Genomic DNA, 12,240 nt, shown 5'->3' on the forward strand with positions numbered 1-12,240 from the left:
CGGCGGCGCGGCTTGTGACCAAGTTGCTTTGGATGATGTTAATTTTTAGCTCCTTTGACGCCAATTAGCTGAACTAACAATACTGCGATCGCATTTACCAACAGAGTGATGACAAATAGAATTAGGGCTAAATACATCAAAGCGCCGATGTGCAGCGGTTCGAGAGCTTCCCGAAATTGACTTGCCAAAACAGCAGGAATTGAGTAGCTGGGAGCGAGCAGGGATGGGTTAATTTGAATCGAGTTGCCAATTACCATTGTGACAGCCATTGTTTCGCCTAAAGCTCGTCCCAATGCTAATATGGTGGCGCCGATAATCCCCGAACTAGCTGCTGGCAATAACAGCTTGAATATCGTTTCCCAGCGGGTGGCACCGAGAGACATCGAAGCACTTCGCAAATCGACTGGAACTGACATCAATACATCGCGGCTGATGGCTGCTACTGTGGGCAGAATCATAATCGATAAAAGTATTCCAGCGGGCAGCATTCCGGGGCCTAAAGGTTCGCTGCTGAACAGGGGAAACCAACTGAAATTATCGAACAATGACTGCTGCAATGGCAACAAAAAGGGAATCAAAACAAAAATTCCCCAAAGGCCAACTATCACGCTGGGAATAGCCGAGATTAATTCAACCATGAACCCCAAGGGTGATCGCACCCAAACGGGTAAGAAGTTCTCGCTAGTAACTATAGCTACTGACAGCCCTAAAGGAAGTGCGATGATTATGCCGATCGCAGAACTAATTACAGTACCGTAAATAAACGGCAAAGCCCCAAACTGCAACTCGCCGATATCCCACTTGGGATTCCACAAGAATGAGAGTCCAAAATTGCTAATAGCTGGCCAAGCATCTTTAAAAATTATCGCACTCATCCAAAACAGCGTACCCGCTGTCGCTAAGGCAAAACCCCATACAAATAGTGTAAATCCTGACTCCATCCATAAAGCTTCACCAGTAGTATCTGTCAAATCTACTTCTGTGTTTATTTCTGCCGGTTGCCGAGTCTGTTTTTTCGGTTTTTTTGAAAGATTGGTCATACCGGAATTATTGCGTAAAAAGTGAAATATTTGCTTGCAAGACGAGTAATTTAATGGGCTGGGTGCGCGCTGCGCACCTGGTTTGTAGGGTGCGCACAGCGCACCTTACACAGTAAATTTTGCGCACATTAACCCGATAATTTATGAGTTTTGAGTCCTACATTTAACTCATCAACTCATAACCCCGTGCGATCGCCCAAATTAACCTCTGGCAACCACAGTCTGATTAACTGTTTGAACCACCTTTTGAGCTGTAGCTGAAGGAATTTGAGTATACTCTAGCTGTTTGTTGATACCTTGACCTGTAGTCATCACCCAATTAACCATCTTTTTAATAGCCTCTGCTTTCGCAGCAGGATACTGTTTGTAGATTAACAGCCAAGTCAAACCAACAATCGGATAACCGTCGTTAGGATTTCCTTCTACTAAGCGGAAGTCTGCGGGGAATGTTTCCCCTGCTAAAGCTTTCTCTGCTTCAGCCAAGCTAGGATCTACAAATCGGCCAGCTTTATTTTGAATAAATGCTGTTTGGAGCTGATTTTGCCGAGCATAAGTATCTTGAACATAGCCGATCGCACCCGCTGTATTCTTCACCAAAGCAGCTACGCCGGGGTTTCCTTGACCGCTGACAGGGCTTCCGGGCCAACTCGGCTGAGCGGCTGCTTTGACGCTGCTGCCGATCGCCTGCAAGTGGTTAGCAAAAATAAAGGTTGTACCGCTGCTGTCTGCGCGTACAGCTACTCGAATTGGAGTATTGGGCAAATTTTTAGCTTGTCCAGAAATTCCCGCTATTTTAGCATCGTTCCAGCGGGTAATTTTACCTTCAAAGATGCCTTTCATCGCATCGTTATTTAGCCTCAGATTGTTCACTCCTGGCAAGTTGTAAACAACAGCAACAGCGCCGCCAGCAGTCGGAACCGCCATGACGCCGCGCTTTACTTCGGCTATTTGCGCCGCCGTCATCAGCGCGTCGCTGCCTGCGAAATCAACAGTGCCTGAAATTAATGCTTTGATGCCAGCACCGCTGCCAGTTCCTTCGTAGTTTACAGTAATTTGATTTGCACTTCTCATCTGAGAGAAGTAGCGATCGTAAAGAGGTTTGGGGAAAGTTGCTCCCGAACCGTTTAGTGTGACAGCAGCTACAGCGGAAGTAATCAACGAGAGCGAAAATGCTGCTACCGCTAGCGTAACTATAAAGGCACGTCGCCAGCCTTTAGTGAAGAAAACCATAACTCCTTGTCCTCAATATTAATAGCAGGCTTTGCAAATCTCCTCCATAGGATAGACTGAAATCCACAAGGAAAGGGGTTTAATATAATAAGCTTGTTTTAAATTTTGGTTAACAGTAGATTAAATAATAATAGAATAAGCTTTGTTTAAATTATGGTTAAGAGTATTGCAAATAAAAATTAGCTAAAGTCAATTTTTGATGAATCAGAGAAATACCAAGTCATAGAGTAACGATAACAAGAGAAATTTATTTAGCGATCGCCCGATCGCCCCCACCCCGCACTCCATCCCCCGATCGCCGCATAATAGTAGGGACACTTAACATTTCTTTAACAACAATGGCAAGAGACTTGCGGGGATTCCTAAAACTGCTCGAAGAACGAGGACAACTGCGCCGGATTAGCGCTTTAGTCGATTCCGACCTCGAAATTGCCGAAATTTCCAACCAAATGCTGCAAAAAGGCGGCCCTGGATTGCTGTTTGAAAACGTCAAAGGGGCAGATTTCCCCGTAGCAATTAACCTCTTGGGCACGGAAGAGCGCGTTTGCTGGGCGATGAACATGGAAAAGCCGATCGAACTAGAAGAGCTCGGCAAAAAACTGGGAATGCTGCAACAGCCAAAACCGCCGAAAAAGATTTCCCAAGCGATAGAATTCGGCAAAGTGCTGTTTGACGTAGTGAAAGCTAAACCGGGCCGCGACTTTTTCCCAGCTTGTCAGCAAGTGGTATTTGAGGGAGAAGGGGTGGATTTGAACAAAATCCCGATGATTCGCCCTTATTCGGGAGATGCGGGCAAAATTATCACCCTGGGTTTGGTAATTACCAAAGATTGCGAAACGGGTACGCCGAATGTGGGGGTTTATCGGTTGCAGTTGCAGTCAAAAAACACGATGACTGTACACTGGTTATCGGTGCGGGGCGGCGCGCGACACTTGCGGAAAGCGGCGCAGGCTGGTAAAAAGTTGGAAGTTGCGATCGCCCTTGGAGTCGATCCCCTGATTATTCTCGCCGCAGCAACGCCAATTCCTGTAGATTTATCGGAATGGTTATTTGCCGGACTTTACGGCGGTTCCGGCGTGCAATTGGCGAAGTGCAAAACCGTAGATTTGGAAGTACCGGCGGACTCGGAAATCGTGCTAGAAGGAACGATTACGCCGGGGGAACTTCTGCCCGACGGGCCCTTCGGCGATCACATGGGTTATTACGGCGGCGTGGAAGATTCGCCGTTGGTGCGGTTCCACTGCATGACGCACCGCAAAGACCCGATTTATCTGACCACATTTAGCGGGCGGCCGCCGAAAGAAGAAGCAATGATGGCGATCGCGCTTAACCGTATTTATACCCCTATTTTGCGGCAGCAAGTATCGGAAATTGTCGATTTCTTCTTACCGATGGAAGCCCTGAGTTATAAAGCGGCAATTATCTCCATTGATAAAGCATATCCCGGTCAAGCGCGCAGGGCTGCTTTAGCATTTTGGAGTGCATTACCGCAGTTTACTTACACTAAGTTTGTGATTGTTGTCGATAAAAGTATCAACATTCGCGACCCGCGTCAAGTAGTGTGGGCAATTAGTTCTAAAGTCGATCCGGTTCGTGATGTATTTATTCTGCCGAATACGCCTTTTGATACGTTAGATTTTGCCAGTGAAAAGATTGGTTTGGGAGGCAGAATGGGGATTGATGCTACTACGAAGATGCCGCCGGAAACCGATCACGAATGGGGGGAAGTTTTGGAGTCCGATCCGGATGTGGCGGCGATGGTAGAAAGGCGTTGGGCCGAGTATGGTTTGGCCGATTTAAATTTGGGAGAAGTCGATCCGAATTTGTTTGGATATGAGATGAAGTAGGGGAAGGAAACACTGAAAATAACAGGCGTCCCGCCTGTCCCACAATGCCGCAGAGGAGGAGGGAGAAGCGGGAAAATAGGCGATCGCGTTTCTTTTTTTGGGGGCGCGATTTTGCTTTTGAGGAAATGCTAAACTACAAGTGACCTGCACCAGTAAGTCACCTTTAACCAAAAGCTAGTCATATAGCTGAGAAAATGCAACCAGATCTAAATTATTTCGGCTTAGACTAGCTGCACTACTACAACAATGGGTTATCGCACTAAAGGCAAGTACGGTAATCACTACTTTATTTATGTAGCATATCTATAACTTTTCAACGCTAAAATAATATAGCAAGCTCATTATAGAGTATAAAACTACATACTTGAAATGTAATATTATTTCCAATAATGTAAGTTTTATCACGTTCATATTTCATATTATTGAGTGATCACCTATAATACAAATTCTAAAAACTCTATTTAAATATAAGTATCTTTATGAGTAAATTGGATATTCAACTCAACGGTTTTAAGGTTGAACTCTCTGCAAAAACCTTCAAAGCATATGTGCAAAACCTACCGAATAGCCAGGAATTAAAAAGTTTTATAGAATTACTGGGAGATGAGTGGTTTTTTCACTGGCGAAAAGGCAAACTGTACGGTATTCCCAAGGTCACAAATCCCCAGAAGTCCTTTGGTCAACTGGAGGATTTGAGCTGTAACGAACATTTACAACTTATAACCAGTAGGATAAGCTATTTACTACCAGATATTTTCTCAGAATATAATCCTTTAAAGCGCAAACCTTTTACTTTCCTTGCTCAAAAAAAAGAACTTATCCGTGAAGTTATTAGCACTGTCAAGAATTTACCAGACATTATTTCTAGTTTCAAGGTCTTTCCAAAATACATTCTTGAACCAAAAACTTTTGAGATTCAGAACGATGAATCAGGTATTGGATTATTTCTTCGCCTCAAAACTAATTGGCAAATTCAGGCATCCCTAAGCACACTTCAAAATGAGGGTGTTGAGCTTCGGGACTTATATGTCGTTCGCCGTCAATGTGCTCCTGGTCAGCGACGCTTAGTTGGGCGCATTGATCGTATTTCAGAAAAAATTGTTTATCTGTCTGAATCCTTTGACAAAATAGACTCCATTCATGAGGAAGAAGTTTGGCTAGAACGTTCTAAAGCCTCGTTTAGTAGTTGTCTCAAAGCCATACTTGGCTATAAGTACAAAAATTTTGAGTCTGCGCTTAATAACGAGCAGAGTAACTTATTGATTGGCCCTGCTGTTGATAGCACTATTACTACAATGCACAATTTTTTAGCCTTTAACTCGCCTTTGGATCTCGCACCCGGTTTACAAGGAAAAATTGGCGAGCGCATTGAAGCTATAAATACGAAAGAATATCAGTCTGTAATTACAGGATCATCAGTTGAGTATTGCTTTGATGCGGCACGGACTAAAAGATCGCTTTACGCTTGGGTTGGCATCGAGCAATATGGACCATTTAGCCGTCAAACTTTTTCTAAGAAGACTCCAGAAATAATTGTTTTTTTCCCTGATACAGAACAGGGATCAGTTGAAAACTTTATCGCTACCTTACGTGACGGTATCAGCATTAAGAAGAAAAAAATTGATTATGATGGAAATGTAGAGTGGCAAGAAACATCCCGGTACACTGGTGGATTTGCAAAAATCTTTAGTCTTGTTAATCCGAAGTTTATATTACAGCCTATTCCCTGGTTTAAAAATACACAAAATAAACCTGCCACTGTTTATAGGGACACAATTGAACTAACTTTAGCTAGCCTAGAGATTATGCCTGATGCCGCAATGGTAGTGCTTCTGGATAACCATACACGACTACCAGATTCCGAGAATCCCTACATCCACTCCAAATCACTTTTATTAATGGCAGGTATTCCAGTTCAGGAGGTTCGTTTAGCCACAATTAATCAATCGAAAAATGACCTACAATATACTTTACAAAATCTGACGGTTGCACTTTATGCCAAAATGAATGGTGTACCTTGGACTGTCGATCACGATCTGACTATTCATGACGAACTGGTCATTGGTGTTGGCACCTGCGAACTATCGGGTAGTAGATTTACGGAACGACAGCGATTTGTGGGAATTACCACAGTGTTTCGAGGAGATGGTAATTACCTTTTGGGGAATTTGTCTAAAGACTGTACTTATGATGAATATCCTAGTGTATTAAGGAGTTCCACTCTCTCTATCTTGCAGGAAATAAAGAATCGCAATGGCTGGCAACCAGATGATAAGGTAAGACTGGTATTTCACGCTGCGAGGCCACTTAAAGATGTTGACGTTGCTAATATTATTGCTGAGTGTGTCGATCAAGTCGGTAACGAACAAAATGTTGAATTCGCGTTTTTAACAATCTCCCACGATCACCCATTCACAATGCTCGATAAATCTCAACAGGGTGTTAACGTAAAAGAAGGCGAACGCAAAGGTATTTATGCACCAGAACGAGGTACTATTCTGCAACTTGGGCGCTACACTCGCTTGCTAAGTACAAATGGATCGAAGCTGATTAAGCGATCCAGCACACCTCTACCGACGCCGTTACTTATTCATCTTCATCCTAAATCGACCTACTACGATCTGACGTATCTCAGCGAACAAGTGCTGAAGTTTACTTCGTTGTCTTGGAAATCATTATTACCCGCATCCGATCCTGTAACCATCTATTACTCTGAACTTATTGCGGGTTTACTCGCTCGCCTACAGGATGTTCGGGGATGGTCGCCTGCAATGCTCAATATCAAACTTCGTGCAAGTAAATGGTTCCTATGATAGATGTAATTAGGAACTGTTTCAATTCTCAGTTGCAAAGTATTGTAAACTATTTACAGATAAACTATCATAGTGAATCACCCGATAGCAGTTTTGCTAACTATATTTTGCATCAGACAAACAGCCAGATTTCATTAGAAGTACCTCCAAATTTAGACGCAGCCAAACTATCACCACAGCGCTTGAATGAGGCGCCTGTTCTTGCTACCGTAGGCTACAATATTGCCTGTGGCAGAGAATTTAGTGAAGATTTTATAAAAAGCTGGGCAGATGGATTAATCAGGCTATCTGGTCGGGATGCTTTTCCCGCAGATCGTACATCGTTTTTCTATCGTCCTACAGAATTGCTTGGTATTACTTTAGGCATTAGCCACTACTACAAAAGTCAGGTTAATCATTTTAAATGGTTGCAAGACATCCTCATTCAAGGAGAACAAAAATTAATCCATAGCGAGGATCATTGGACATTTCTGTTGAGTGCTTATGCTGCAAGTATCCTCTCAGTGACTTGGAAAGCAAGAAATTTGCCTTTAGTCAAGGATATGAGTGTTGATGAACTTGCTTTAGTAAAATGGCTTTGTATAATAGAACCTAATTTTACGCAAGCTTTCGGATTAACTCAATCAGAACTACTGCTCGATCGAACATTACTCGAACAGTGTATTAAAATTTCCCACTGCGTACAGGATAGTGCGCGAGCAGCTATCCTTTTGTTTTCTATACAAACAACTCTCGCTAAAACTCTTCATTTAATATGGAATGAGTGCGAACAAATCCAAGATAATCCCTATAAATCTGTAGAATGGCTCAAGACTAGCTGCGATAATTTTCATGCCGTCACTCAGCACCTGCAATCTCAACTTAGTAGGCAATCTGATATAGGAGCTTCTAATATCCGTAATATGCAGAGGCTTTTACAAGCTATGTCTAAATTGCGTTCTGACGCTGACATAATAGAAGAAAAAATTTTAGAGCAACTTAGTATGCACTCTAACCTATACATAGGTAATAATAAAGGTACCCTAATCACAGGAGGCCATTTTACTATGACTCACAATCAAAATGAATCTACTACTAATCACACAACAATCCACGCTAGCAATTCAAGTATTGGCTTTATTCAGAGTGGCAGTGGTACTGTTTCCGATTTCTCCCAAAATATTGGACAGAATGTTGAGGAAATTACTAGACTAATCAGTTCTCTCCGCAATATGGCTCAAACATTCCCAGAAGCCGAACGTGAAGAAGTATTGGTTCATTTGGATGACTTGCAAGAGGACATCAATACTCCTGACAAGCGAAAACCCCAGAGAATTAAAACCCGCTTAGTTGCCCTGTTCACATTTGCTACGATGATTACTGGAGTTTTAGCTGGAGCGGCTGACTTTAGCAATAATGTTCTGGAACTTTCTGAGAAACTAGGAGTTCCAATCGAGTTAAGTCACCCACAGTCAACCCCACAATTACCTCGCTCAGTGCCCTAATCAACTAAGCTATCACTCTACTCCCTAGTTTAAGCGATCGCCTACTCTTCCAAAATCTCAACTAAATCTTCGATCGCAATATCAAACACGCGAGCCATTTTGTTTAAAGCTGTGTAATCTACCGTTGCCAGCTTGGGAGAATGGGCATAACTTCTAACCGTACTGTAAGGAATGCCCGATCGCTCAGAAACTTCTTTCAACGTCCAACCCTTCTCCTCAGCCAGTTCTCGAACTCGCAACCGAATTAACCCCATTTTCCCGCTGAAAAATCAGTTTACCGTTCCAAAACCTCAACCAAATCTTCCACCATCACATCGAAGACTTCAGCAAGTTTCTGCAAAGCCGTGTAGTCCACCGTTGCCATTTTGGGGGCTTGGGCGTATTTTTTAACCGTGCTGTAGGGAATTCCCGTTCTGTCAGAGACTTCTTTGAGCGTCCAACCCTTCTCCTCAGCGAATTCTCGAACTCGCAATCGAATTAATCCCATTTATGCTTGACAGCAGCTATGCTCATATCTTTTAATAAAGATAGTTAACAGCGATCGCCCCCTGACCTGAGAAATCTAGAGCGATCGCCTTTCATTCACCACCCACAAAAGTGGGAAGGATTTTCCTATGATACCAAAACAATCGACATATCGCGATCGACTTCAACCTTGGCATCTAATTCGCCACCTCCCCAACTGTCAGCGGTTAACAGTCGCCCGTTTCGCCCGCCGTCCCGATGCTGAATCTTACCTAAATGCACTGCGCCGCTTAATGCCGGCAGTCCCCCATACAATTGTTTTCGTGAATGCGCTGTCTGTGTTAGATGAAAACAGCGTTCCAATTCCGATGCAATTGTCGATCGAAGTTTAATTGTTGAAAAGTGCGATCGCCCTTCCACAAATAGGAATTATTCTATTTTACCGGAAGTGCGATCGGCCCTAATTTCCCCAAAAAAACGTTGCTAAACTATAAATAGACTTGAGTCAAGGAGTCACATCAATGCCATCTCCCTTTCCCGGTATGGACCCGTATTTAGAGCATCCCGACTTTTGGCCTGGGATACATAACTTGCTGATTAGTGAAATTGCCAGATTTTTATCTCCCCAACTGCGGCCTAAATATCGAGTCGCGGTAGAAGTGCGAATGTATGAAACCAGCGGAGAAAGTTCTGTGAGTGTTGGTATTCCAGATATAACGGTACAGCGCTTGGCAAACGCCAGCAATCCTTCAATGCCGAATGTGGCTGTTTTGTCAGCCCCAACACAACCAGTGACTGTGACAATTCCTGTTCCTGAGATTGTCAAAGAAGCTTATTTAGAAATTAAACAGGTGGAAACCAGAGAAGTGGTAACAGCTATTGAAATTCTTTCACCCGCTAATAAGCGTTCTGGTAAAGGACGGCAGATGTATGAACAAAAACGCCAACAGGTACTAGGTACGCGCACTCATTTAATTGAAATTGATTTACTGCGAAATGGGGAACCCATGCCAATTGTTGGCAATAATATTGAGAGTCACTATCGCATTTTGGTGTGTCGCGGCAACCGCCGTCCTCGCGGTGATTTATATGCTTTTAATATTCAGAATGTAATTCCTTCTTTCCCGTTGCCTTTGCGTTCAGAAGATCCTGAGCCTGTTGTTGATTTGCAAATGCTGTTCAATGGAATATATGATATTGCAGGTTACGATCTGGAGATAAATTATAGTCTGCCATCAGTACCGCCACTTTCGGAAACAGATGCAGCTTGGGCAGATGCTTTGTTGCGCGATCGAGGATTGCGAGATTAATTTGGCGTGCAGCGAAATTCTGGTTAAATACCCTATTTATTTCTTAGTCTGCGGAGGCACACTTCGTTTGACTCTCTTTGCGATTTCCATAGCGCAGAGTGACTTAATTCTCAAATTGCTTGAGGGCTAAACATCTTGAGTTTGCATCAACCGCTGCTTCAAACGCGCCGGATCTCCCCGATCGACGACTTGGCCCTTTTCCAACAAAAAAGCCCCATCACAATAATTCAACTCATCCAAACGGTGAGTCACCCACAAAGCCGTAATCCCGCGATTTTTCACCAACCGCTGCACCGCCGCCACCAAATCCAACTGAGAATCAGGATCTAACAAAGCCGTCGGTTCGTCCAACAGCAAAATTTCGCAGTGACGGGCGATCGCCCCAGCAAGAGCAATTCGCTGCTTCTGGCCCCCACTCAAAGCATAAATCGGCCGCCGCTGCAACTCCAGCAAATTCACAGCCTCCAAAGCCTCCGCCACCCTCGCCCGCACCTGAACGTTAGAAAGCTTTTCCTCCACCAAACCAAAAGCCACATCCGCACCCACAGTCGGCATCACCAGTTGGTGATCCGGGTTTTGGAACACAAAACCCACTCGCCCACCCAAGTCAATTTCCCCCGACTGGGGGTGCAGCAGCCCAGCCATCAGCCTCAACAGCGTAGACTTGCCGCTGCCGTTAGTGCCCAAAAGCATCCAAAACTCGCCCTTGGGTACATCCAGAGAGCAACCTTGCAACACTCGATCGCCCGACGGCCAGCAAAAACCCAAATCCCGCACAGCAACCGCTGACTGGCCCATATCGGCACCAACACCCCCAGCCCTCATTCTGCAGCCGACAGCGAGACAAAACCAGGGGATCTGCCTGTAGATGACGCCCCCGATTTCTGAGAAACCACCACCCCAGAAATCTCGCTGCTGATCACAGCCACCTTTTTCTCAGGATTTTTCTCGCAAGTTAGTTCCAAAACTTGCGGTTGGGAGTTGCGAATCGCCGCCAGTACCTGCTGGTAAACAGTCTCAGCGTCCTCCTCCAACTTCCGCTGCACCGACAGCGAGACGGGCGTATTTTTCACAATGATGTCAATGCTGAACATATAGTCTTAAAAACCTAAGTTTGGAGCTCTATCCTCAGTATATATATAGGACTTACCCACGGAAACCCAGTTTCTTAGAAAAATCAGAGGTTGAGGGCGATACATCTACCAAGCCACGGGGCTTCTGACGCAAAGCGCAGAGACTCCTATATAGTAGAAGTTCCCAAATGCAGGGCAAAGACTTCGGGGACTTCGAGGGCTTGGGGGACTTCGCACAAGTCAAAAGTCAAGAGCCGAAAGTTTTTTAAGAAAAACTTGCTCTTGTAAAGAATTACCTCTATAATCGTCAATACGGTAAAGAAAAGTAAACTCTGTTCATAATCCAACTTGTTTTCTGCTAAGCAGAGGCAACGGTGGAAGACTCATGACTAGAGACAGATCCGTTGTAATTATATCCATTTGGAGATTTGCGTAAATGACAATCGCAGTCGGACGCGCCCAGAACGAAAGAGGCATATTTGATGTACTCGACGACTGGCTCAAACGCGATCGCTTCGTCTTCGTAGGCTGGTCTGGCATCCTGCTATTCCCCTGCGCCTACCTAGCCATCGGTGGCTGGTTAACAGGCACCACCTTCGTCACATCCTGGTACACCCACGGTTTGGCAAGCTCCTACCTCGAAGGAGCCAACTTCCTCACCGTAGCAGTTTCCACCCCAGCCAACAGCCTCGGACACTCCCTGCTGTTCCTATGGGGCCCCGAAGCACAGTGGGACTTCACCCGCTGGTTCCAACTCGGCGGGCTGTGGACATTTGTCGCCCTCCACGGCGCTTTCGCACTGATCGGCTTTTGCCTGCGTCAGATCGAAATCTCCCGTTTGGTAGGCATCCGTCCCTACAACGCCCTAGCATTCACCGGCCCCATCGCCGTGTTTGTTTCCGTGTTCCTGCTTTACCCCTTGGGTCAATCAGGCTGGTTCTTCGCCCCCAGTTTCGGCGTCGCAGCAATTTTCCGCTT

The 12,240-nt window shown here is 44.8% G+C and carries 12 protein-coding genes and 1 pseudogene; 6 read left to right on the plus strand and 7 right to left on the minus strand.

Annotated elements, in window-relative coordinates:
- Window positions 1-38: 38 nt before the first annotated feature.
- The gene (gene pstC / locus QUA78_RS20440) at window positions 39-1,040 is read right to left on the minus strand and encodes a phosphate ABC transporter permease subunit PstC (protein WP_333303274.1); all 1,002 of its coding nucleotides are present in this window, start codon (window positions 1,038-1,040) and stop codon (window positions 39-41) included.
- 201 nt (window positions 1,041-1,241) lie between these two features.
- Entirely contained in the window at window positions 1,242-2,270 is a 1,029-nt protein-coding gene (gene pstS / locus QUA78_RS20445; protein ID WP_333303275.1) for a phosphate ABC transporter substrate-binding protein PstS, read from the minus strand.
- Window positions 2,271-2,608: 338 nt separating this feature from the next.
- Here pstS and QUA78_RS20450 point away from each other — a divergent pair, with 338 nt between their 5' ends.
- From QUA78_RS20450 to QUA78_RS20460, 3 genes are all read left to right on the plus strand, one after another.
- Window positions 2,609-4,117, plus strand: coding sequence for a UbiD family decarboxylase (locus QUA78_RS20450; protein ID WP_333398990.1), 1,509 nt, complete (start codon window positions 2,609-2,611; stop codon window positions 4,115-4,117).
- A 479-nt stretch (window positions 4,118-4,596) separates the two neighbouring features.
- Entirely contained in the window at window positions 4,597-6,930 is a 2,334-nt protein-coding gene (locus QUA78_RS20455) for a Piwi domain-containing protein (RefSeq protein WP_333306550.1), read from the plus strand.
- Entirely contained in the window at window positions 6,927-8,414 is a 1,488-nt protein-coding gene (locus QUA78_RS20460; protein ID WP_333306552.1) for a hypothetical protein, read from the plus strand. Before QUA78_RS20455 ends, QUA78_RS20460 begins: the two co-directional genes overlap by 4 nt.
- A 41-nt stretch (window positions 8,415-8,455) precedes the next feature.
- Here the strand turns inward: QUA78_RS20460 and QUA78_RS20465 are convergent, their stop codons facing one another.
- Complete coding sequence (locus QUA78_RS20465) at window positions 8,456-8,668, minus strand: helix-turn-helix domain-containing protein (protein WP_006635455.1); 213 nt, start codon at window positions 8,666-8,668, stop codon at window positions 8,456-8,458.
- 20 nt (window positions 8,669-8,688) lie between these two features.
- Window positions 8,689-8,901 (minus strand): helix-turn-helix domain-containing protein, encoded by a 213-nt coding sequence (locus tag QUA78_RS20470; RefSeq protein ID WP_293186087.1) that lies wholly within the window; start codon window positions 8,899-8,901, stop codon window positions 8,689-8,691.
- A gap of 127 nt (window positions 8,902-9,028) precedes the next feature.
- On the opposite strand from QUA78_RS20470, the gene QUA78_RS20475 reads away from it, so the two are divergent.
- Window positions 9,029-9,271, plus strand: coding sequence for a hypothetical protein (locus QUA78_RS20475; RefSeq protein WP_333306555.1), 243 nt, complete (start codon window positions 9,029-9,031; stop codon window positions 9,269-9,271).
- A 129-nt stretch (window positions 9,272-9,400) separates the two neighbouring features.
- Window positions 9,401-10,189, plus strand: coding sequence for a DUF4058 family protein (locus QUA78_RS20480; protein ID WP_333306557.1), 789 nt, complete (start codon window positions 9,401-9,403; stop codon window positions 10,187-10,189).
- A 126-nt stretch (window positions 10,190-10,315) separates the two neighbouring features.
- Here QUA78_RS20480 and QUA78_RS20485 read toward each other — a convergent pair whose 3' ends face one another.
- The 3 genes from QUA78_RS20485 to QUA78_RS20495 all read right to left on the minus strand — a co-directional run bounded on the left by QUA78_RS20485 (window position 10,316) and on the right by QUA78_RS20495 (window position 11,609).
- Window positions 10,316-11,014 carry an ABC transporter ATP-binding protein gene (locus tag QUA78_RS20485; RefSeq protein WP_333398991.1) on the minus strand — a complete coding sequence of 233 codons (699 nt, stop codon included), beginning with the start codon at window positions 11,012-11,014 and terminating at the stop codon, window positions 10,316-10,318.
- Window positions 11,011-11,283, minus strand: coding sequence for a hypothetical protein (locus tag QUA78_RS20490; RefSeq protein WP_333398992.1), 273 nt, complete (start codon window positions 11,281-11,283; stop codon window positions 11,011-11,013). Before QUA78_RS20490 ends, QUA78_RS20485 begins: the two co-directional genes overlap by 4 nt.
- 146 nt (window positions 11,284-11,429) lie before the next feature.
- On the minus strand, window positions 11,430-11,609 hold the full coding sequence (locus tag QUA78_RS20495) for a hypothetical protein (RefSeq protein ID WP_333398993.1): 180 nt from the start codon (window positions 11,607-11,609) through the stop codon (window positions 11,430-11,432).
- 89 nt (window positions 11,610-11,698) lie between these two features.
- On the opposite strand from QUA78_RS20495, the pseudogene QUA78_RS20500 reads away from it, so the two are divergent.
- Window positions 11,699-12,240, plus strand: a pseudogene (locus tag QUA78_RS20500) (photosystem II D2 protein (photosystem q(a) protein)); the annotation flags it as partial.

The sequence above is a fragment of the Microcoleus sp. K4-B3 genome, from assembly GCF_036704615.1.
Classification (GTDB): domain Bacteria; phylum Cyanobacteriota; class Cyanobacteriia; order Cyanobacteriales; family Microcoleaceae; genus Microcoleus.

What these genes read in the sequence shown, in the direction of transcription:
- pstC (WP_333303274.1), bottom strand. Translation starts at nt 1,040, where the DNA reads ATGACCAATCTTTCAAAAAAACCGAAAAAACAGACTCGGCAACCGGCA.
- pstS (WP_333303275.1), bottom strand. Translation starts at nt 2,270, where the DNA reads ATGGTTTTCTTCACTAAAGGCTGGCGACGTGCCTTTATAGTTACGCTA.
- QUA78_RS20450 (WP_333398990.1), top strand. Translation starts at nt 2,609, where the DNA reads ATGGCAAGAGACTTGCGGGGATTCCTAAAACTGCTCGAAGAACGAGGA.
- QUA78_RS20455 (WP_333306550.1), top strand. Translation starts at nt 4,597, where the DNA reads ATGAGTAAATTGGATATTCAACTCAACGGTTTTAAGGTTGAACTCTCT.
- QUA78_RS20460 (WP_333306552.1), top strand. Translation starts at nt 6,927, where the DNA reads ATGATAGATGTAATTAGGAACTGTTTCAATTCTCAGTTGCAAAGTATT.
- QUA78_RS20465 (WP_006635455.1), bottom strand. Translation starts at nt 8,668, where the DNA reads ATGGGGTTAATTCGGTTGCGAGTTCGAGAACTGGCTGAGGAGAAGGGT.
- QUA78_RS20470 (WP_293186087.1), bottom strand. Translation starts at nt 8,901, where the DNA reads ATGGGATTAATTCGATTGCGAGTTCGAGAATTCGCTGAGGAGAAGGGT.
- QUA78_RS20475 (WP_333306555.1), top strand. Translation starts at nt 9,029, where the DNA reads ATGATACCAAAACAATCGACATATCGCGATCGACTTCAACCTTGGCAT.
- QUA78_RS20480 (WP_333306557.1), top strand. Translation starts at nt 9,401, where the DNA reads ATGCCATCTCCCTTTCCCGGTATGGACCCGTATTTAGAGCATCCCGAC.
- QUA78_RS20485 (WP_333398991.1), bottom strand. Translation starts at nt 11,014, where the DNA reads ATGAGGGCTGGGGGTGTTGGTGCCGATATGGGCCAGTCAGCGGTTGCT.
- QUA78_RS20490 (WP_333398992.1), bottom strand. Translation starts at nt 11,283, where the DNA reads ATGTTCAGCATTGACATCATTGTGAAAAATACGCCCGTCTCGCTGTCG.